The 20,402-nt window shown below is 38.5% G+C and carries 19 protein-coding genes and 2 pseudogenes; 8 read left to right on the top strand and 13 right to left on the bottom strand.

Translation table 11 applies throughout. From position 1 onward, the window contains the following. The first annotated feature begins 1,230 nt into the window (after nucleotides 1–1,230). Nucleotides 1,231–1,674, top strand: a complete 444-nt coding sequence (locus H2672_RS16105; RefSeq protein ID WP_186673052.1) for a hypothetical protein — start codon at nucleotides 1,231–1,233, stop codon at nucleotides 1,672–1,674. Nucleotides 1,675–2,412: 738 nt separating this feature from the next. On the opposite strand, the gene H2672_RS16100 is transcribed toward H2672_RS16105, so the two are convergent. The 8 genes from H2672_RS16100 to H2672_RS16065 form a co-directional block, all read right to left on the bottom strand. After that, nucleotides 2,413–3,378 (bottom strand): LCP family protein, encoded by a 966-nt coding sequence (locus H2672_RS16100; protein ID WP_186673100.1) that lies wholly within the window; start codon nucleotides 3,376–3,378, stop codon nucleotides 2,413–2,415. Between the two features lie 173 nt (nucleotides 3,379–3,551). Further along, nucleotides 3,552–5,351: an ABC transporter ATP-binding protein gene (locus tag H2672_RS16095; protein WP_186673049.1), complete on the bottom strand. Its 1,800-nt coding sequence runs from the start codon at nucleotides 5,349–5,351 to the stop codon at nucleotides 3,552–3,554. A 231-nt stretch (nucleotides 5,352–5,582) separates the two neighbouring features. Further along, entirely contained in the window at nucleotides 5,583–6,053 is a 471-nt protein-coding gene (locus H2672_RS16090) for a lasso peptide biosynthesis B2 protein (RefSeq protein ID WP_186673047.1), read from the bottom strand. Between the two features lie 31 nt (nucleotides 6,054–6,084). After that, nucleotides 6,085–6,375 (bottom strand): lasso peptide biosynthesis PqqD family chaperone, encoded by a 291-nt coding sequence (locus H2672_RS16085; protein ID WP_186673046.1) that lies wholly within the window; start codon nucleotides 6,373–6,375, stop codon nucleotides 6,085–6,087. Beyond that, nucleotides 6,365–7,303 (bottom strand): HPr kinase/phosphorylase, encoded by a 939-nt coding sequence (locus H2672_RS16080; RefSeq protein ID WP_186673044.1) that lies wholly within the window; start codon nucleotides 7,301–7,303, stop codon nucleotides 6,365–6,367. Before H2672_RS16080 ends, H2672_RS16085 begins: the two co-directional genes overlap by 11 nt. 241 nt (nucleotides 7,304–7,544) lie before the next feature. Next, nucleotides 7,545–7,676, bottom strand: a complete 132-nt coding sequence (locus H2672_RS16075) for a paeninodin family lasso peptide (protein ID WP_186673042.1) — start codon at nucleotides 7,674–7,676, stop codon at nucleotides 7,545–7,547. Nucleotides 7,677–7,691: 15 nt separating this feature from the next. Continuing rightward, complete coding sequence (locus H2672_RS16070) at nucleotides 7,692–9,632, bottom strand: lasso peptide isopeptide bond-forming cyclase (protein ID WP_186673040.1); 1,941 nt, start codon at nucleotides 9,630–9,632, stop codon at nucleotides 7,692–7,694. A gap of 66 nt (nucleotides 9,633–9,698) precedes the next feature. Next, a complete protein-coding gene (locus H2672_RS16065) occupies nucleotides 9,699–9,965 on the bottom strand; it encodes a helix-turn-helix transcriptional regulator (RefSeq protein WP_186673039.1) in 267 nt (88 codons plus the stop codon). 416 nt (nucleotides 9,966–10,381) lie between these two features. Here H2672_RS16065 and H2672_RS16060 point away from each other — a divergent pair, with 416 nt between their 5' ends. The 3 genes from H2672_RS16060 to H2672_RS16050 all read left to right on the top strand — a co-directional run bounded on the left by H2672_RS16060 (nucleotide 10,382) and on the right by H2672_RS16050 (nucleotide 12,505). Further along, nucleotides 10,382–10,783: a helix-turn-helix domain-containing protein gene (locus H2672_RS16060; RefSeq protein ID WP_186673038.1), complete on the top strand. Its 402-nt coding sequence runs from the start codon at nucleotides 10,382–10,384 to the stop codon at nucleotides 10,781–10,783. Between the two features lie 595 nt (nucleotides 10,784–11,378). Next, nucleotides 11,379–11,630 (top strand): hypothetical protein, encoded by a 252-nt coding sequence (locus H2672_RS16055; protein WP_186673037.1) that lies wholly within the window; start codon nucleotides 11,379–11,381, stop codon nucleotides 11,628–11,630. Between the two features lie 623 nt (nucleotides 11,631–12,253). Then, nucleotides 12,254–12,505: a hypothetical protein gene (locus tag H2672_RS16050; RefSeq protein ID WP_186673036.1), complete on the top strand. Its 252-nt coding sequence runs from the start codon at nucleotides 12,254–12,256 to the stop codon at nucleotides 12,503–12,505. Between the two features lie 772 nt (nucleotides 12,506–13,277). On the opposite strand, the gene H2672_RS16045 is transcribed toward H2672_RS16050, so the two are convergent. Then, a complete protein-coding gene (locus H2672_RS16045) occupies nucleotides 13,278–13,790 on the bottom strand; it encodes a competence protein ComK (RefSeq protein WP_186673035.1) in 513 nt (170 codons plus the stop codon). 404 nt (nucleotides 13,791–14,194) lie between these two features. Here H2672_RS16045 and H2672_RS19755 point away from each other — a divergent pair, with 404 nt between their 5' ends. Then, complete coding sequence (locus H2672_RS19755) at nucleotides 14,195–14,401, top strand: sigma factor (RefSeq protein ID WP_255485859.1); 207 nt, start codon at nucleotides 14,195–14,197, stop codon at nucleotides 14,399–14,401. Further along, complete coding sequence (locus tag H2672_RS19750; protein ID WP_255485858.1) at nucleotides 14,386–14,676, top strand: RNA polymerase sigma factor; 291 nt, start codon at nucleotides 14,386–14,388, stop codon at nucleotides 14,674–14,676. The genes H2672_RS19755 and H2672_RS19750 overlap by 16 nt, the downstream gene beginning before the upstream one ends. A 312-nt stretch (nucleotides 14,677–14,988) precedes the next feature. Here the strand turns inward: H2672_RS19750 and H2672_RS16035 are convergent, their stop codons facing one another. The 3 genes and pseudogenes from H2672_RS16035 to H2672_RS16025 all read right to left on the bottom strand — a co-directional run. Further along, the gene (locus tag H2672_RS16035; RefSeq protein WP_186673034.1) at nucleotides 14,989–16,239 is read right to left on the bottom strand and encodes a nucleotidyltransferase domain-containing protein; all 1,251 of its coding nucleotides are present in this window, start codon (nucleotides 16,237–16,239) and stop codon (nucleotides 14,989–14,991) included. Nucleotides 16,240–16,489: 250 nt separating this feature from the next. After that, on the bottom strand, nucleotides 16,490–16,648 hold the full coding sequence (locus H2672_RS16030) for a hypothetical protein (protein WP_186673033.1): 159 nt from the start codon (nucleotides 16,646–16,648) through the stop codon (nucleotides 16,490–16,492). A 41-nt stretch (nucleotides 16,649–16,689) separates the two neighbouring features. Continuing rightward, nucleotides 16,690–16,890: pseudogene (locus tag H2672_RS16025) on the bottom strand (transposase domain-containing protein); the annotation flags it as partial. Nucleotides 16,891–17,045: 155 nt separating this feature from the next. Between H2672_RS16025 and istA the strand changes: the two are divergent. Beyond that, nucleotides 17,046–18,497 (top strand): IS21 family transposase, encoded by a 1,452-nt coding sequence (gene istA, locus H2672_RS16020; RefSeq protein WP_186673031.1) that lies wholly within the window; start codon nucleotides 17,046–17,048, stop codon nucleotides 18,495–18,497. Further along, nucleotides 18,469–19,194, top strand: a complete 726-nt coding sequence (gene istB, locus H2672_RS16015; protein WP_222439429.1) for an IS21-like element helper ATPase IstB — start codon at nucleotides 18,469–18,471, stop codon at nucleotides 19,192–19,194. The genes istA and istB overlap by 29 nt, the downstream gene beginning before the upstream one ends. 70 nt (nucleotides 19,195–19,264) lie before the next feature. Here the strand turns inward: istB and tnpC are convergent. Then, nucleotides 19,265–20,402, bottom strand: a pseudogene (gene tnpC / locus H2672_RS16010) (IS66 family transposase); the annotation flags it as partial.

Below are 20,402 nucleotides of genomic sequence, written 5' to 3'. Positions count from 1 at the left end.
AGGTGTTTTCACCCAAATGAATTACTCCTTTTCTCTGTGTCATGATGAATGGTGCCTATATCATTATACATGCAAAAACTATAAGTACCAGACACTCATCAATTTCAATAGTCTGAATTTTACGGGTACCTGGTATACGCCAATGCTTTAGACTTATTTTGAGTGTTTGTGAATATTGCCATTGAATAGAGCCACTTGAGACAGAAAATAGAGCCACACAAGGACCTGAATCAGCCAATACAGGCTATCACGCCTTTCATGCATCGATGTTTCTCCATCAATTATAATAAGTTGATTACGGCCACTCGATTTTACCACTTGTGACATCTTTTTTACCATTGAACGCCAAAATATTTACCACGTAACGCCACCTCTATGTACCAGAACACTGAGATGCATGCCAGCTGGGGAGAGAACGGGTTTTAACAGCATGACCACAAAGGCGGCATGTGCTGATTAACAACTTGACACCGATCCTTCACGAGCATGAGTCTCAAGCCAGGAAACCAGCAACACGTGCTGGCTTGCCCCGACAAGGGCTATCATGCCCGTCACTCGGTGTAAAGTTGTGAGTTTAAGAGTCGGTAGCCCTCCCCAGTCATTGTGTATCCTTGCCCCCATGCAGGGAGTAAATGATTCAAAGGGGGGGCAATGGTAAACTACTTGTCATTCACTGGTACATTTGTTGTCATACGGTGGTAAAAAACATGTCACGTGTGGTACATTTCATTGGCTGTAATCAAAATACCGAACACATTCAAAGTTTATGCGGTTGCGGCAGACAAAAAGTTCGTTTACATTGCCAACACAATAAAAGGTAGTGAGAAATTGGTTTGGAAATAAAGAAACTCCAGCCACGTTCGGCCAGAGGACTCTTTTCATTCGCTATCAAAGTTGCCTGATTAGTGTCTTATTTGTGCGGTGCACAGGCATCGCTCACTAATATGAGAGTGTGGTGATGAGATTGAGTTCCCTGTCAGGTACTTATATCTTACTTGAAGTCGCTGGGATTTTTTATGGTTAATCAAAGTAATTTGATTACTTCATAAACCAGGTACCTAACACTATTTTAAAAGTTTTGTCTAGCCAGGATTTGAAACTTATATCATAAGCACATTGAATAAAGCTATAATGCCTATAATCAACTTTTCACGCTTACATTTATAGGAGTTTATATGTATAATGAAATAGGCAATACTAATCATTATACATATATCAGGAGGAATTCAATTGCAAGATATTATTTTATCAAAACTAGTAAAATCTGAATCAAATCTAACTACTGACCAAATTAAGCATGTACTTAATGGGCGGATGGAAAAAGAAACTTCTTTTGAACTCGTTTCTGAAACTAATAATTCCCTAGAAGTGAAGTATAAAGATAAATTAAAGTTCACTAACTTAACAGCTCATTTTTCCTTTAAAACGGATGGTAAGAGAGCCAAAATTGATGTGAATACTAAACAAAAAATCAGTGGAAAGGCTCAAATCTTTATTGTAATTAATGCAGCTTTTTTAATCACAGGCCTTCTAGCACTACTAGGTATAATTGGATTCATATTCCTTTTGGTTAAAATCTACGGTTCCTCCAAAGAAAATAGTAAAAACTTAGAGGAGATCATGAATTATGTGCAAACAGAGTTGGATTTTGGTCTTATAGAATCATTTGATTAAGATGTATTTTTGACGGGAAATTAGAAAATAAAACAGCACCATTCCAGATACGATAACTGGAGGGAGCTGTTTTCACGTTAATAGTTCAAAGTTGTGTGTGTGCCTGTGCAACAAAAAACAACCAATAATTCACCCAATTATATAAGCAACCAATAGAGATTAGATAATAAGGTACCTATCTAATCTCCAGCTTATAAATATGTAATTATAGTTAATTATTAGATTAGTTTCCTGCACAGGTATCTGAAATTTAGTTCCCCCCCACTACAAGGTCGTATGATTTTTCCGAACATATCCACAACGACTGCAACGATCAGAGTAGTAACTCATCTTATGGTACCCTGACAGCTTACACTTCAATTTTCCAAACCACTTTATCATAATAATTCCCCCTTTATATAACTAACTCGAATGTTGTTTATATCCAACTCTTAATCTATAAGTTGGATATTCTACCTACTAATGTTTTAGTTATCATTAACTAGTTACGTATATCTATCAACCTATATCGATATAAAAACAACCATTGTTGTGAGGGCAGTCTCACCCAATCGGACATAGCCTTAAATGACGTTCGTGTTCCTTAGACTAGAGGTTTGCCGCTCGTCTCCCTCAGATTCATTGCACCATGGAGACCCTCACGTTAAGCTAACTGCTACTTCTGCCTTCACAGCTTGGGACATGTACCCGAAATCTGCTTCCCCAACCAATTCCTCTTATGCAACCCACATTTCATCTTCAATTTCCATTTCCAACTACCTTTACACTTCCGATTTCATCCTCAGGTGATAAGAACTGCTGCAGCGCCTGTTTATTTTTCTCCAGATCAATACTAAGAACGGCCCCTACCGCCACACGTTCATCTTTATAGGAATTCGCAATAGGGATCCGTAACGTCTGCATGTCAGATTTTCCAGGGAGTAAACCTTTTCCAACTTTGAGTAGTGTCTGCTTGTTAATATTTGTATCAATATAGGGCTCCGTAAGTCCAAGTAACTTCGGCACATTTAGTAGTGTATGAATACTGATAGCTTGGTCCTTCACTTTTGATAGCACTTCTTGCTGCCGTTCCACTCGCCCAAAATCATTTTGATCATCGCTCCGAAAACGAACATAGCCTAATAACTGGTCCCCATTTAAAACTTGTTTACCTGGCTCAATTTTTCCGGCTCCATAAGGGATTGGATAGGGTACCTCAACCTCTATCCCGTCAGGAGCAATCACATCCATAATTTTCGAAAAACCGGTAAAGTTGACAGTTGCGTAGTATTGCACGTCGATATCAAAGTTTTGCTTAATCGTCTTCCTTACAAGTTCTGGACCACCAAAAGCGAATGCAGCATTTTTTTTTTGTTTTCCATTATCCGGAATTTCCACATACGTATCTCTCATGATGGAAACTAATTTCATGTCATTTGTCGTTTGATTGTAATGCGCGATCATTAACGTATCCGATCTTCCGTTTTCATCCTTGTGGGCATCACTTCCCAATAACAGAACATTCATCACACCGGCTTGTGGCTTCGCGGCTTCAAACTTCTCAAACTTTTCAAAAGTTGGAGGATCGACAATTAAATCCAAACTTTCACTCGCGAGAGATAACCCGCTCTTGTATTGAAGCTGCCAATACAGAGTCCCCGCTCCGATAATACATGCCATGACTACGAATAAGATGCCTAGCTTTTTTCTTCTGCCACTTTTCATAAATATGTTCACCTACCCACCCCTTAGAACTTTTCTTGGTTACCACTTCGACTTTTAGGTTTTAAAAAGTCCTTATTAGAATGGTTATTAGGGCACACGAATTACTAAAATAGGTACAGAAAAGGCTACTCATTTATCCTTCAAATCAGTGCGGCACTTCAAAGTTGCTAAAGTTATAGGGTAGTTTGCATTTGAATAGCTAGGAGGTTGCCAAACATCCCTTCCTTATCTTGCGCTAACTGGTTGTAGTTGCCCGACTGAATAATTTCTCCTGCGTCCATTACTAACACCTGATCCGCGTTACGAATGGTAGATAAGCGGTGGGCAATTACGATAATGGTCATCGTTCCTTTTAAACGCTCGATAGCGCCTTGAATCTTCACTTCGTTCTCTACATCCAATGCACTTGTTGCTTCGTCTAAAACAAGGATTGATGGTTTCCGTAAAATGGCTCGGGCCAAAACAAGACGCTGCCTCTCTCCACCCGATAGTCGGATTCCCCTATCGCCAATGCGTGTATCCAGGCCTTGTGGAAGCTTTCTTACAAATTCATCAGCTGCCGCAAACTCTAACGCTTCCCAAATGGTTTCATGACTTGCAGTAGGATCAATGATCAGTAAATTTTCTTTAATGGTTGCGTTAAACAGAAATGGATCCTGCGGAATATAACTAATCGATTTCCTCAATGAGACTAAGTTATCAGTAGTAAGAGGTTCATGGTCAATGGTAACCAATCCATGATCAGCTTGATTTAACCCCATCAATAGGTCAATTAACGTGCTTTTCCCTGCTCCAGATGGCCCCACTATAGCTGTCATGCGGTTAGCTGGTATGTGCACGTTTATTTTTTTCAGCGCATACGTATCAACATTTTGATCATACGTAAAGTAAACATTCCGGCAATTTAAACCGTATTTAATCTCCATTGGCTCCACATTTATAAAGTCTTGGTTATGTAACTCTCTTGCTTCCAAACATTCATTTTGTAAATTCAATAGGATTTTAAGGGATGGAATCGTGGTGCCTAGTTGCTCTAAATTAGATTGAATGCCTGATATCCTTGGCCACAACCTTGCAAAAATAACCATTATCAACATAAGTTGTGCTGGCTGAGCTGTTAGCATTTTTATCGAAAAAAATACAAATGTTGCAAGTAGAATAGTCGAAACCATTTTGAAAATCATTTGTGAGGTTGTATTTACAGTCGCTAAGTTAATCTTATTTTGCTCTATCTTTTTAGTCAGGGAGAAAAACCAATCCAAATGAGATTCCTCTAATGAATTACTTTTAATATCCTTGATGCCATTAAAGTGATCCGTGATACCCGCCAAGTATGTTTGCGCTAACTCCACTGTTTCATTTCCAATCGATTGAGATTTTCTAATGAATTTTTTGGAAAAAAGGATAAGGAGTAGTCCGCAAAGTAAAATAAAGCTCGTCAATTTAACGGATAAATAAAACGCTATCGCGATTTGTATGATTGTAAAAATAAGCGAAGATATAAACTGCAAAAACAAATAAATACCTGCACTCACATTAGACATTTCATTTGTCATAATGTTAATAATATCGGATTTCCTTTTTTTGAGATAAAACCCCCAATTCGCTTGAAGCAAACTTCTATACGTTTCTTCCTTTAATTGTCGAATGAAACCTTGTTGGATTTTTGCCCCCAAGATGGTTTGGTGCCGTTTAAAGATACTTTGCCCCGCCATTACTAGTACGTAAACACCCAATATGATGATGAGACTGATTGTTTCTGGAATACCTGAAAATATGTCAGTCATCCAACTTAAAAAAGAAATTCCTTCTGTACTGACATCCAAAATACCTGTTAAACCAATCAGTGGAATTAATAAAAAAATCCCTACACTTTCTAATAAGCCAATTAACATCATACAAATAAGATTGATATAAAGAATTTTTCCTGAGTAATCATGTATTTTTTTTGTAAAGTGCAAGAGATACTTCAAAATCGGATCCTCCAATCGTATGCCTTGAACCCATGTTTCAGCTACATATTGTACGGACAATAAAACCTGTTTCTTCGAGGCAAGTAAATAAGAGGATGAGGAATGGTTTACAGCTCCTAAACTGCATTATGTAGCGCTGGCTTTTTAAAAATGATCGAATCACCATCACCTGCCAACACAAGCAACAAAAAAACCTTAATGTGCTTTGCAACACTAAAAACAGCGTCCTTGTTAGTCGACCAGCCTGTTTCCGTCGACTTCTTTAGCAAATTTCGCAACAACCGTAAACCTGTCCATCACTTCAGCACCCGATACATAATAAGGCCCACTACGTAACCATGCGTGTGCAATAAATCCACCTTTTTCATCTTTCGCGGTACCTAGGTAAAGGGTGCTTTCAATATTTCGCTTCTCCAGCATTTTCATGCCAGCGAATGCCTTAACAAGACATTGGCTTTCCCAAAAAGTATAGCGACTCATAAGATGAATCGCTTTCGATATCTGCGCGATCTCCCCTTTGTTCGATGGTACAGAAGAAAAAGATGTCTCTTTCATTTGTTCACCGAGGGAAGGAGCCACTTTAGAAAATGGAATGCTCTTCAGATAACGTCCCCTCCCTAAATGGAAGTAAACCTCAATAAGGAGCCATTTAGTATTCATATTTAATCTTAAAAACGCACGAACTTTCTTTAACATATTCATTGTTTCCTCCCTAAAGAAAGTCATGAATCTACTAGTCTTGGATGATCAATCCTTCATCGAGCAATTGAGTCAAAAATTCAGCAACTTGTTCTTCACACTCCGTTTTCTCAACGTCATAACGCGATTGCAAGGTGACAACCACCGTTTCAATGGAAATAGGTTCATTCATAAGCTCCCAAATCTCCCCGCCTAATTGCCCTAGGTTATAATATTTTCCACTTTGAACGCTTAACATCACTTTTTCTCCGTCCATATCACTGACAATGTTTCCTTGTTGTTGACTAAATAGAGAATTCTTTAAGCCTTTTTGATTAGTAACCATATACATTCTCCTCCATCTTTAATGTAGTTAATATGAGTTCGACTAACTCATTAGCCGTAAAACGTGTGGTCGGCCGACGAATTTGATGAATATTAATTTTATTCATCATTTTGGAAGACATATCAAAATGCCATTCCATTAAACCAGAACCTTGCATAAAAAAATTGCGATAGGTATGAGCATATAATGCATAAAACCGTTCCATCTTTTCAATAGGTTGAATGGTAATGTCCTGATGGTCCCCTTTGACTAATTCGAATATCCCAGCAAGTGGCATTGGTTCGGCAGCAAACTGTGATTCAACTGGAATGGCGAATTTTGTATCCCTAACAAAGAGCGGTTGATAATCAGTCGATTCCATACCGAAATGAGTTAAGCTTTCCAACCATAATTTCTGTTGGGGATATGCTGGCGTGACAATTGGCACGTTCGCATGGTTCAAGGTTACCGGTATCACATCATCACTCAATAGTTGATAGCCTCTTTTTAAGAATGCAGAAGCAAGAGTAGATTTCCCTGCGCCAGAATCACCGACGATGGCGTAAGCCTTTCCATCTATAGCGATTGCACTTCCATGTAAAGGAAGGATCTTTCTTTGTAGTAAGACGGCGCCCATACAAGTACCCAAGAGAAATAGGCGAATTTGATCTTCATCGGATCCATTCAATGGAGAGACTACGATTTTATGACCATCTTGAATAAGATAAATCGCCGTTTCAGGTATATGAAACATAAGCCAATCTCTTTTTACGACAAAGTCTTCTTCGAAATCCGAATGCTTAGCCCATAATGTAGAGAGGTCAGACTGTTCAATCACAATATCAGTTACATTCCCTATCCCACTAAGTTGGGGTAATTCCGGTAAAGGAATCTCACTTAAAATGGTTAATCCAAACGCTCTATAAACAGAGTCTCTTTTACTAAGCATATAAACGTCCCTTCCGTTACCCGGTATTTCAACAAAGCACTACTTCGTATCGCCAACAACAAAGACAAATTTCTGTTTTACGAAATTAGTTTTTTAAAAAAGTAACCTATTTATCAGAAAAAGCCCCTATTATCCCTAGGATAATAGGGGCTTCAACCTTTACCAGCTACGGGATTCCATATGTATGAAATCCAAGCAGATTTGTATTGATGGAGCGAATGCTACAAATAATTCTTCATGCTTAACTAAAAGTTAATTGTGGTCTACCAGTCCCTGCGTCAAAACTAGCATCAAGGCGATCGCCCGTTTGTCCATGCATTGTCTCATTAATGTTAAGAACTTCTAATTCAGGTTTTTTCCATTCCATCTTCATATGTATCACCTCCCTTCAGTTAAATTTTTTTAAGAACCGATAAACAATTAAAGTACGCATCAAAAACTTATAATTAGTATCCGTATCATATTCGGCCTTCGGTTGCTGTTCCACCGCTTCTAATGCTGCCTTTAGAGACCGCCCATCTATATATTCAAGGATTCTTGGATCTGTACAAAGTTGCTGTACTTCCTCTCTAAATGCCTCCCAATTCGGAATCATTCGATGAACCCAATCAGCCCCTTGGACACCTCGAATATGCTGATTTAATCGAACCTTATCCGGTAAATAATTTTTGGTAGCTCTTCGAATCAGTGCACGATCTACTCCATTTTGTACATATTGGTTTTCGGGTATCGATAGACAAAATTGGATGACACGTAAATCATTGGTTGGGTCTCTTTTCCATAAGGAATACCGTAAAGAAAGTTTCGTAGCAAGCGTGCTACTAGCATTCCATTGAAAGACATCTTCATAGTGCTTTTTTCTAAGTGCGAAAATATCCGCTTTGGCATACCAACCTGTATGATCAATCCCATACTTTTCGAATTCGGAATAAACACCCATCTTTTCAGCAAAACTAGGATTAATGAGATCCGGAACTTTATAAGGTGTCCCTTCCGGAAATAGACGGTCAATTAGGGGCAATCCCATTCTTGCAATTATCTTCAAGTGGCGTGATCGGGATCCCCCTACATTATTCCGATAGTGAAGCAATTCTTGATAAAGTTGAACCCACTTCAATCGTTTGAAAAGGAGGGAATAATACTCTGAAGCAAATCCCCAAGAAACCGAAGAGTTCCCACGATCTCCATTGAGCAATACACGAACATCTGCGTCATGCGCTTTGTCAAACATCCCTTTCAACCAAAAAGAGTTTTCGAAAAACTTATAAGGCATTTCCAGAATATCAAGAAAGTCATCAATTTCAGAATAAGAGTCTTTCCCTTTAAAATCACAATAATGAGTGGTAATACCGCCAACATAATCGACCGTGGACGAAATATAAGGACTTTCATCCGCTATTTGGTAGTTAGGTGTAAAGTCCTTAAAATCATTAGGCGGAATATAACTAAATGTATGTAACCCCTTGTTTTCCTTTTGGAGCTCCCTTGCTGCAAAGGCAACAACAGCTCCTGAATCTAATCCCCCACTCAACTGCGACCCGACCTTGCCATGTGTCCTTAACCTAGAGGTCACAGCTTCCTGAAAGACATCTTGAAAAGCTTCAACATATTCCTCATTCGACTTCAATTTGAGTGTCTTTCCTTTAGTGACATACGAATATCGATTAAGCGTTATTTTACTTTTCTCTATCAAAATGCTATGCGATGGTGGTAATTGTTCGATATGTTGATAAGGAGTAATGGTGGTATCTACCACATCAACCATTCCGGATATAGCCAGATATTGCGCCAGCCATTGTTCATTCAGTTTTTTTTCAACAAACGGTAAGTCCAATAGCGGCTCTATTGTCGTACAAAAAGCAAACTTGTCATGACTTTTGTAATAATACAGCGTTCTACTCCCTGAGAAATCTCTAGCCCCGAAAAGCCTTTGATGTTTTTGATCCCAAATCATAAAAGCGAAATCACCCACTAAAAACTTCGGAGCAGCTTCATTCCATTTATAGTAAGCACGTAAAATGAGTTCACTATCCGTAATATGCTTTTGATGTGACGGTTCAATTTGTAATCGCTCAAATAATTCTTTTCGATTATCAATAATCGCATCTGAAGTAATGGCACACTGCCTTTCATAATCGTAAAACGGCAGCGGCTCCCCCACAGATTCGGGTGTAATCCATTGTGCATGACATCCGAGGAAAATAGAATCTAAGTGCCATGTTTGAACCGCATCGGCGGGGTACTTCTGTAAAGCCTTCATCAAATTACGACCATGTTGGATATGTATTGGTTCGCCATTTAAATGATAAATACCGGCTATAGCGCTCATACTTTTCTCCCCCTTCCTCGTTTAGGCAATTATATATACTTTTATGTACCCCTTTACAGAGGACGTTTACTTATTTCCCCTTAATGGACCCTCATATTGATTAGTCCCCAACACACTCGCAGTGTTGTTTTTCGAAACATCAGTATTAAAAAAAATATCGCCAATCGGTAAGTTAAAGTAGTCCGATATTTTTTTCATCGTCTTGGCACTCGGGGAGTACGCCCCATTCTCAATTCTTGATAGGGCAGTTCGACCAATACCGATCTGTGTTGCCATTTCCTTTTGAGTAGCATTTATAGTTTGCCGATATTTTTTAATGTTGTTAGCCAACAATTTGAGTATCCCTCCACCTAAAGTCCCTTTGTTTCGTAATACAACACATCATACCTTTTTTTGTTTTTTACGTCAACACAAAATTAAAAACTTTACATAATTCATTTTTATCATTATGAATACTTTTGACTTTCACAGGGCCGAACTAGTGCATACGACTTAATCTGACAAAATTCATCGTTTTCCGTAAGATTAATCTACTACTTTTCATGTTTTTGGGTTATTATGTACGTAGGTGTACTTCTGATTGGTTAATGATTCCACTGCTTCACTCCTGCCTCCTCCCCAAAAAAATGGAGCTATCTTCTACCATCAACTACGGCAGGGAACAGTTGATTTTGATAACCATGCTAATTTTGGGTCTATGTATGTTGTAGGGCATCATCATTTAAAGACGAGAATGGATGTGAGTTTGTGTGAATAAATTCGGAACTCGAATTCGTAAATTACGTGAGGAAAAAAAACTAACATTGCGAAGTTTAGCTGAGCAATCGAACTTAAGTTATTCCTTTATTGCCTCTTTGGAAAAAGGTAGATATAATCCTTCAAGGGAATCCATTTTTTCTCTTGCAGCCCCCTTGGATGCAGATGTGAATGAGTTGCTAATGCTTGCTGGCTTTCTCCCGAAACAACACGAAACGGCAGAACAGCAGGCGGAGAATTACTCTGGCGACCATTCAAAAGGCAAGGATCAATTTGTACTGGAGAATATTATGGACATGTCGGTAACCTTTCAAGGTGTTGAACTAAAAAAAGCCGATAAAATAGCGCTCATCGCTTTTCTGGTAACTGTTTCTGGATTAAAAGAATCCGAATAAGCTTTATAGTTTATGGCACATATAAGAACACCTTTTTTTGTAAATGATGTGTAATCAATCAATTACTAGAAGAGGCGTTTTTTTATTGAGTAGAATACGTCCTTCACACCCCTTTTATCTGTAGAATTCTAATGCCCTCACACATCCTCTATTTTAATCACTATTGCTATCAACCTTAGTTATTAAGCCAATTCAATGAAACCGATTAGACGAAAAAAAGCATGCCGTACTTATCTAAACAAGAAAACAGAACAATTCACCAACCTGGACTTTACTCCTTTCATTCATAGGCATAAAGTCTTTACATAAAAAACCCTTAATGGCTAGTAACAATAGGCATTAAGGTTAGTTGAAAAAAATCCCAAATTGTAGTTTAATTATGGTAATAGATTATTATACCTATTCTAATACTTTAAAAGCTCACTACTAAAGAGTGAGTATCAAGTTATCTTTAAGAACCTCGAAAGTTCTTCCCAGTCTAGGATGAAGAAAGAGCTTTATCGAGGATTGCGTTTTCCTTAGTCCTTGAGTTTCCATTCAATCGTTATAGATAAATAGTAGGCACCGCTGACCGCAAAATCGATAAAAGTAGGTGATGACAATCAAAGCTTATATGGTGAACGACTATTATATTTTTACTGATTACAATGAGTTATCTTCCCATATTCACGATGTTATTCATTTTACAAGGCCAACGTTTCAAGATAATAGACGTTCCTTCTCAATTATTACTGGAAAGATACACCAGGACGAGATGGTGTTCGTAAACGATAACGGTGATATTATTCCCTTAGCGTTTGAGCAAGAAGACGATCTTTACTATTCAGCATTAAGACAATTGATCTAACGGTCCTTATTTTATATTAAACTTGCGGTTGATGATTCTCGAATCTATCACCGTTTTTTCAATTCACTTTTTAGTTCAGTTTGCCTCCTCGACAATCGTCGGCGATTCACATATCCCTCACCGCCTTCCTACATAACTTACAAAACCATAAAAAGTAAACGAACGTTAGCGTAGTGATTAGCTTTACGCGTACTAGCGATAGCTGAATTGATTCGATTATGCGAATGTAATGATTGGTCACAAAAAAGTGTAAGAGCCATTTCTATTTGACGGTTATACATGCATACAGGTTCAAACAAAAGAAGCTAGACTATTCCTAGGAAAATTATCTCTCTATTTAGTAATAATAGGAATAAAGTTCAGTTGAAATAAAAACCAAATTATAGTTTAATTACAGTAACAGACTATTATAACTATTCAATTGTTTACAAATTTAACCTGGAAGGGAGAAATCTTCATTCACCTATATAAGTTTCACAAGTTCTTTCCAGCCTAGCATATGAGAAAGGAACTTTTTCGAGCATAGCGTTTACCTTAACCATAGTGCCGCAATTGCCATTCACACGTTTAAGCTGAATAGTTATAGTATGCCCCACTGATCGCTAAATCGATAAAAGTAGGTGATGACAATCAAAGCTTATATGGTGAACAACTATTATATTTTCACCAATTACAATGATTTAGTTTCCCATATTCATGATGTCGTTCATTTTACAACATCAGATTTTCAAGATAATAGCCGTTCCTTCTCGATTATTACTGGAAAAATTCATCGAGATAAGATGATGTTTGTAAACGATAATGGTGAAATTATTCCCCTAGCGTATGAGCAAGAAGACGATTTTCACTATTCAGCATTACGACAATTGATCTAACAGTCACAATTCCGATTATAACCAAATCCGACTTGCGGTAGATGATTCCCGAATCTTATCACCGCTTTTTTTTGATTCACTTTATAGTTTAGTTTGCCACCTCGATACTAGAATGCAGTGTAAATATTCCCTTTTACCATCTACGATAATTGCAAAACCATAATAAGCTCCAAACATTAGCCCGGTACTTATTGTGCGCAAAATAGCGTCAGCATATTAAATAGCAAAAAGTATAAAAGCGAGGCCGCGCAAATTTCTTCAACTACCCAAGCTTGGTTATAATGGTCCAATTCACCTTCTTCCTGCAACAGTCGCCTTTCAACTTGTATAGCCTTTTAGATTCTCCGACTTTAAATACAACAGACTTTCAAACTCATGAAACCCAATAAAAACAAAATGAGCGACTATTTTATTCTTTAGGAATAAAATGGTCGCTTAAGTTTTCACCAAATTTGACACTATTCAACACTTTTCTCCTACCCGCTTACTAACATTCATTTACAAGAGGAATGGTTTTTTGTAGTTAATCCTCTACACTTATTAGTATAACTTTGAAAGTTTCCTTGTCTTTCTACATGCCTATAATAGAAAAGGGCGTAACGGAAAATATAGAAATCGAAAGGACTTTGGCAATTTTAGGGGCTGGTTTCAAACATAGATACCCGGAAATTATATCAGTACTAACAATGGCATCCCCATGATCTACCATCTGTATCTTCTACTATGTAAGTCAGCACTTTACTTCGCAGAAGTATTTACTCATCCACAACATTTATAGAGGGAGCTGTTGGAAATTATTTTCTTTGGCACCTTTGGAAAGATAGAGAAGCATTCGGCGTTCCGCATTGCTGAAAATGTCTAGCAATGTGTGAAGCCTTTGCTGTTGTTTCAATAAAGTATGTTTGGAAACGTTTACAGTGATTGTCGTCCCTTGATCGAATTTCACTAATGACCTACCACCCGATAATTGTTCAACTTGAAAAGGATGATTAAAAATCCAAACGCAATCATCCTTTTTATAAGAGGATGTTGGAAAAGCACCTAGATTATAGGGTGCAATAACAATCGGTGTCTTATTGGAGTAGTTTAATGTCTTACTCGCGGATACTCTACGGCCCTCGAGTGTAGAAGCATATCGCATACAGGCTTTATCAAGTAAATCAATTGGGGTCAGTGTTGATAGTTTGATACCCTCCGTAGTATATATTCTCGATTGATGTATTCCGTCATAGAAATGTTCGACTACTAGTGCATGGTCTATCCAATACGAATCACAGATTTTCATTATCTAACCACCCTTTCCTATGTAACTATTTTATCACTAACATATTAATGTGAATAGTCATATTTAACTAAATTTATTTGTTTTTTCACTACCTAACCATAAATTCATGAATAGTAAAACATCACGATAGTTTCCTGAACAGCATTATAGGTACTTGAAATTATCGCGGTAGATTGTGCGCACCATCGCTGTAATTAGACCCCTATATAAGTTCATAACCGTAGTAAATTAAATATAATGGATAACACAACTATCCATAGACCAAAAGTCATGTTTCAACCTTCAATTTATCACGTAAGCACGCCAATCGTCACAAACGCTCATTGGATTCTCTATTTCGAATGTACTACGATGTAGTCACCCGGGAATACAACGTATCGTGCACGGTCTGGAAGGCCGCTCAAATGGTGAATTTCGAAGACGTTTTGGAACAGTATGAACCGATGATATCCGCATCTATTCGCAAATTGAATATTTACCGTGGCCATGATAGTTTCAGACAAGCAGCCAGAGTTGCTTTATTGCAAGCATGGAACCGTTTTGACGAAGCCAAAGGGAATTTTACGCCATTTGCCTATAGAAGCATTCGGGTGCCATGTTGGATGAATTGAAAAAAGAAAACCAATTTGAGGAGCATGTGACACAGATGGAAGACGAGTTCTTGGAGAATGCAATTGAGGCCGAATTCGATGTCCATTATGGGGCGTCAAATGGGCTTGCCGAAGCGCTGGACATATTGTCCCCTGCTGAGAGGGACCTCGTCAAATGGCTGTTCATCGAAGGGTTCACACTTACCGAATGTGCTGAAAGAGTCGGCATTACGGTTGCAGGAATAAAGAAAAGGAGAGAGCGGATGCTGGTGAAATTTAGAAGTGAATTAACCTAGAAAAGCGGAAGGCGCTGCTTAGCTCCGACAGGCATAAGACGGTTTACGAAGAGGGCGTCCTTCAGCCCTCGCAGTAAAACGACATATGACCCGAGGAGTTAGCGCCTGGAGTTAGACAATTAGAAAAGCGATTGTCCTATAGGTCGCTAATTTCCTGACTTATGGGACGACCCCCTTACAAAAAACGCTGGTTTTACCTTTAACGTAAGCGTCAAATTTTACGCTTACTTATAGATCCACAACTAAAAGCATCCCCCCATTACACACAGGTGGATGCCTTTTAGGAATTACTGCTTATTTTATTTTCAGGCATCATTTATTTTCTGCTTTTTGAATTCTCTTTACTGTTAGTGTAAGCTTACTAGACTTTCTCCAGACTATAAAAAAAGGACGTAACGGAAAATACAAAAAGTAAAGAGGTTTAGGCAAACGCAATGTCTGTACATCCGAAGATTGCGGATAAAAGTGTAGCAAAACATAAATAACTTTCTGGATATTGGTTTTTACTGAGTAATTATAATAAAATAGGGTGAACCACCTTTTAAATTTTGACTTACTTAATAATGGATGAAGCTTATCGTGATTAATTAAAGGTTCTTTGGACGATTGATTAATCGATACATAACCCATTTCTACAAGATAATATGTTGCCAATTCAGCTAGTTTTCTTGAACGTTTTTCTGCTGTTAAGGGTACTAACTCTTTAGGAATTTGGGTTTTTAATAACTGGGATGCTAATAGGAGTGCTTGTCCTACTAAATGACGTTGATATTTTATTAGTATTGGATTTTTTTCATTCCTTATGATTTGGTCAATATCAGCCAACCACCGAAGACGAAACCACCCATGCTTGGCACCATGACCCACAAGGTATAAAAACAAATCCTCTTCTCCAAAGAAATAGACAGGGTAGCTTGTGAGCGTACTTAGCCTTTTTCGCTCCCACAACTCATCAAAGCTAGGCTCCTTCGCCGGGGGAGAAAAGAGTCTCCAATGGATTTCAATTTGGATTCTCTTTTGTGAATGGTAATAACATACATGGTGACTTCTCCACTTGTCCATTTTAAATGGTGAATGCATTTCCTCTTTTTCATACCCACAACTCACTAATAGTGCTTCAGTTTTGTTAACATCCAATTTGGGGATCAAAATATCTAAATCTTTTGAGGTTCTGAGGGAAATATCACCGAAAATCGCGTCCGCAATTACCGGGCCTTTCAAAAAAAGAGACCGAATACCATTTTCATTAAAAAATTGACTTATTCGTTCCATTTCTCCACTTAAGTTAAGCATTTGAAACGTATTTTCTTTGTACTCTTGGCTTAAGGTATGAAGTATATCTGAAGGAATTAACTTTTCATCCATTTTACTCAGATTCGAATAAATTAATGGATAGATCCGATGATGCCTAGCCATTTTTAGGAGTAACTCCCAATCAATTTCCGCAAAAAGTTCTTTATTGAGGCATCCTTGAAATCCTGGATTTTCTGTCTGCATAATTTGAAGTAATAGTTTTAATTCCTTTGGCATAAACGACAAATCAAGATCATTATTGTTATCCATTACCCGTTCCCCCCTTTTCCATTGTTTTTCACAATGAGGTACATCTTCGCACAGTTTCTATCTACTGTTATCTTTCAACTAGTAACCTATTAAAATTCGTTTATTTGGATTCAATTTCAAACATTGCTATCAATCTAGTCACAATACACCGCAACCTTTTCCTATTCATCCTAATTCGACACATAAATGTAATTACCTTCATTTATTTTCAACTTTGCAAAATAAAATAGTGATTTGTAAAGTATATAGGTTAAACCGGAAGCTCACAATCAAACAACGCACATTCACCTGTAGCACCTCCTGGTACGATAAACTTATTAACTGAAGTAGGTGCTTTCTGAGTATTGCGGACAGAATGAGCCACTAGTGCGGAGTTTTGAGCCACAGATTGCGGGAAAGTAAGCGTCAAATAACGCCCACCTGTCTTTCAGTGGGCGCTTATTATATGCTCTATTTAGTTTTAATTGGAACGTGGCAATCTGTTGGAAGGGTATTTGACCATGGAAGTAGCTTATCCAGGGCTTCCGAATCCGTCAGATCTATTAAAGGCAACTGTTCAAATACGTAGGTTAAGTAAATCAATGGATTTAACTGATTTTCTTTGGCAGTTTCCACGATACTATAGGCAATTGCGCTTTCTTTTGCGCCTTTTGTGTAATGCAGAATAGAAGTACAGAACTTTGCAACGTATTTGTACAGAGTTATGCATGAGAATCTCATGTAAATAAAAAAAAGGACTTGCTAGTCACCCAGGTCAACCTCTACTGTTAAAGTGCGAACTCAAAACAGATGGAGGTTAAGGAAGGATGCTAACAATGCCCGATATTAATTGTATCAAACACTTACGAAATGAAAAAGGTTTATCAATCGAAAAGATTTCAAAAGCACTAAACATTAACTGGAGAACTGCAAAGAAATATGCTGATGAAAGCGAGCTTTCCCCGTCTATCATCAAACCTCGCAAAGGTATGATGTATCAGGAGAAATGGGGAATGATGGTGTCTGATTGGTTATTCGAAGATGAGAAAGAGAAAGCAAAGCTTAGAAGAAATAATCTACAATTATTTAAAGAGTTGCAGACTCACGAATTTAAAGGCTCTTATCGAACATGTTGTAATTTCATTGAAGAATGGAAAGTTCAAAATGATAGTACAGTTCAAGATCAGGGGTCTGAACGATTAGAGCACCCTCCGGGTGATGCACAAGTTGATTTTGGTGTAATGGAAGCTGTAGAAGATGGGAAAACCCGAGATATTCGTTTACTAATCATGTCTTTCCCGTGCAGTAATGTTGCTTTTTATGAACCGATGCCATCCGAGAATCAAGAATGCTTATTAGAGGGTCTTAAAAAGTTGTTTATAAAATCGGGTGGTGTCCCCCGAAAAATCAGAATAGATAACTTGACGCCGGCTGTTAAAAAGACCAAAAGTAAAACAGAAGATGCTCAACTAACCGATGAGTTTTTACGGTTTCAGATGTTCCATGGCTTTGAAACGCAAGTATGTAATGTTCGCAAGGGAAATGAAAAAGGTCATGTAGAAAGAAAAGTCGGTTATGTTCGATATAATATCTTCAGTGTCCCCCCTGTCATTACGGGATTAGAGGATCTTTCTAAAAAGTTATTGGATTTTTCAATAGAAGACCAATATCGAAAACACTATCGTAAGGAAATTGAAATACAGGTTCTTTGGGAAGAAGAAAAGTGCACGCTGAAAAGTTTACCAAGTGAAGAGTATCCGGTACGAAAAGAGCAGCTAATTAAGGTGAATGCTTACAATGAGATTAAATTAGATGATACAGTTTTGCATATTCCAAAGGGAAAGAATCACATTCAGCTATATTTAGTTTCAACGTGGAATGAATATAAAGTAGTTACACCAGAGGGAGAAATCATTGCGGAAGGTCTACGACCTTATATGAATAAGAGAAGATTACTGCCTTGGAAAGATATTTTCAAATCTTGGATTTTAAAACCACGCGTTGTCGAGTATTCGAGATATCGTCAATACTTGCCAGGCAGAATAAAAGAGTATCTCGACATCCCTTCAAACCACGTGCGAAAACAACGACTTGAACAGGTGCTATCATTACTAATGCGATTTCAATTAGAAGAAATCAATGAAGAGTTTTATAAACTTCTGGGAACGGATCAGCCCCCCGAACAAGACCATCCTTTTGATGTGAATTGGAATAAGTATGATCAATTAGGACGTTCAGGAGGAGTTAATGATGTCAGAGAACCTTCGCAATCTATGTAAACAGCTTAGGTTAGCCTACGTGGCCGATGCATTTGAAACCGTTGAATTTTCAACTCCCGAGGACTTTCTAACAAATATATTCACGAAAGAAATTGAGATGCGTGAACTTACCAAGATAGAAAGAAACTTAAAAAAAGCCAAGTTTTTAGAAAATAAATCATTGGAATCATATAAATGGAGCTCTGCTATACGGCTCCCCCAAACAGTAAATAAGGAACAGCTTGAGAGTCTGGACTTTATCAGGGATCATCAGAATTTAGTACTTGTGGGAGCTCCGGGGACCGGTAAAACGCACCTGGCCTCAGCGTTGGGAAGAAGGGCGTGCGAAAAAGGATATGAAGTGAGATTTTATAGAGTTGCCCATTTAGTTGAGGAGCTTGAAAAAGCTCATAGAAACGGCAAATTGGGTGCATTTCGCAAGAAGTTCGATGATGTCCAACTTTTGATTTTAGATGAGATGGGCTACGTTCCTTTTAGTAAAGAAGGAGCAGAGATATTGTTCCAATTAATAACAGAGTTCTATGAAAAGAAAAGTTTAATCGTCACTTCGAACTTGGAATTCAGTCAGTGGAATCGAATTTTCATCGACAGTAGGTTAACCGCTGCACTAGTGGATCGGCTCATTCATCACGCACATATCATTACATATAGTGGAGAAAGTTACCGACTAACGAATGCGTTATCACGTATCAACTGAAACAAAATCTTTGGTGGCAACACTCTGTATAAAAGATTGCAATACCCTGCACTTTTTTCTTGCAAAATACACCTTTCATCGATTGAGAGAAGAGCCAATTTTTTCTACCGATCACGAAGGGCTTTATGGCGCGTTCACTTCGATTATTATCGATTTCTAAGCGTCCATCTTGTAAAAACATTGTTACACACCATTGGTTCCGGCATTATTTGATGGCTTGTCCGAGTGCGCTTTTAGGCGTGACGCGGGAGCTTTGCGTTTGTAGCCATACTGAAAAAGCATCCAGCACAGGCTGACTACGCTCAAGTCGCTCTTTTAGGCGTTCTTCAGGACTGACATCCTTTAATTTCCGCTCGATAGCGAATAGTTGATTACAGAATTGGAGCCCTTCTTCCGCGGCGCAAGGTGTTTCTTTATTCTTTGCTTCCGCAGGCAACGCAGTGAGCGCTTCGTCAAATTTCCTTCGCGCATGGGCCCAACATCCCACCAGTTTCACCTTCGGTATATCGTTATACCCCTGATAGCCATCGACATGCAGAAATCCTTCATAGCCAGAAAGGAAGGCTTTCGGATGCTTGGCAGCCCTTGTTTGTTGGTAATCGTACAACACAATGGCTGGCACATCACGCCCCGTTCTATACAACCACATATACGACTTTGACGTCGCCGGACGCCCTGGTTCGGAAAGTACTTGAAGCGTCGTTTCATCCGCAAAGAGAACACTTTGCCTCAATAATTGAGTATGTAGACGTTCGTAAAGATGGCTAAGCCAATGGCTTGCCCCATACATCATCCAGTTGGCCAGTGTTTGACGTGATAAAAAGACGCCTAGGCGTTCCAATTGTTTTTCTTGACGATAAAGAGGCATGCTTTCGACATGTATTTGGTTCATGATATAGGCCATTGCCGATGGTGAAGCCAGACTTCCTGGATACATAGGTGCTGGCATCTTCGCTGTGACAATTGGTGTTTCAGTGCCTTCACGTTCACAATTTCGGCAACTGTAGACATGGCGTACATGTTCAACGACCTTCACTTGTGCGGGAATGACTTTTAACTCGCGACGCACTTCCATGCTTATTTCATGTACTTGTTCACCGCAACACAAACAAGCCTGTTCCTCTTCCGATAAACGATAGTGAATCGTTTCAGTTGGCAGGTTTTCAAGCATCGCTTCGATTTGACCCGATCGTTTTTTCCGACGATAG

The organism is Sporosarcina sp. BP05 (assembly GCF_014282005.1).
GTDB lineage: Bacteria > Bacillota > Bacilli > Bacillales_A > Planococcaceae > Sporosarcina.
This window is presented reverse-complemented; position numbering and strand designations above follow the sequence as displayed.

Excerpts from the sequence above, each read along its gene's own strand:
- H2672_RS16045 (WP_186673035.1), bottom strand. The coding sequence starts at position 13,790 with ATGAAAATCTGTGATTCGTATTGGATAGACCATGCACTAGTAGTCGAA.
- H2672_RS16075 (WP_186673042.1), bottom strand. The coding sequence starts at position 7,676 with ATGAAGATGGAATGGAAAAAACCTGAATTAGAAGTTCTTAACATTAAT.
- H2672_RS19750 (WP_255485858.1), top strand. The coding sequence starts at position 14,386 with ATGTTGGATGAATTGAAAAAAGAAAACCAATTTGAGGAGCATGTGACA.
- H2672_RS19755 (WP_255485859.1), top strand. The coding sequence starts at position 14,195 with ATGGTGAATTTCGAAGACGTTTTGGAACAGTATGAACCGATGATATCC.
- H2672_RS16085 (WP_186673046.1), bottom strand. The coding sequence starts at position 6,375 with ATGGTTACTAATCAAAAAGGCTTAAAGAATTCTCTATTTAGTCAACAA.
- H2672_RS16035 (WP_186673034.1), bottom strand. The coding sequence starts at position 16,239 with ATGGATAACAATAATGATCTTGATTTGTCGTTTATGCCAAAGGAATTA.
- istA (WP_186673031.1), top strand. The coding sequence starts at position 17,046 with ATGCTAACAATGCCCGATATTAATTGTATCAAACACTTACGAAATGAA.
- H2672_RS16080 (WP_186673044.1), bottom strand. The coding sequence starts at position 7,303 with ATGCTTAGTAAAAGAGACTCTGTTTATAGAGCGTTTGGATTAACCATT.
- H2672_RS16070 (WP_186673040.1), bottom strand. The coding sequence starts at position 9,632 with ATGAGCGCTATAGCCGGTATTTATCATTTAAATGGCGAACCAATACAT.
- H2672_RS16050 (WP_186673036.1), top strand. The coding sequence starts at position 12,254 with ATGACAATCAAAGCTTATATGGTGAACAACTATTATATTTTCACCAAT.
- istB (WP_222439429.1), top strand. The coding sequence starts at position 18,469 with ATGTCAGAGAACCTTCGCAATCTATGTAAACAGCTTAGGTTAGCCTAC.
- H2672_RS16100 (WP_186673100.1), bottom strand. The coding sequence starts at position 3,378 with ATGAAAAGTGGCAGAAGAAAAAAGCTAGGCATCTTATTCGTAGTCATG.
- H2672_RS16055 (WP_186673037.1), top strand. The coding sequence starts at position 11,379 with ATGACAATCAAAGCTTATATGGTGAACGACTATTATATTTTTACTGAT.
- H2672_RS16090 (WP_186673047.1), bottom strand. The coding sequence starts at position 6,053 with ATGAATATGTTAAAGAAAGTTCGTGCGTTTTTAAGATTAAATATGAAT.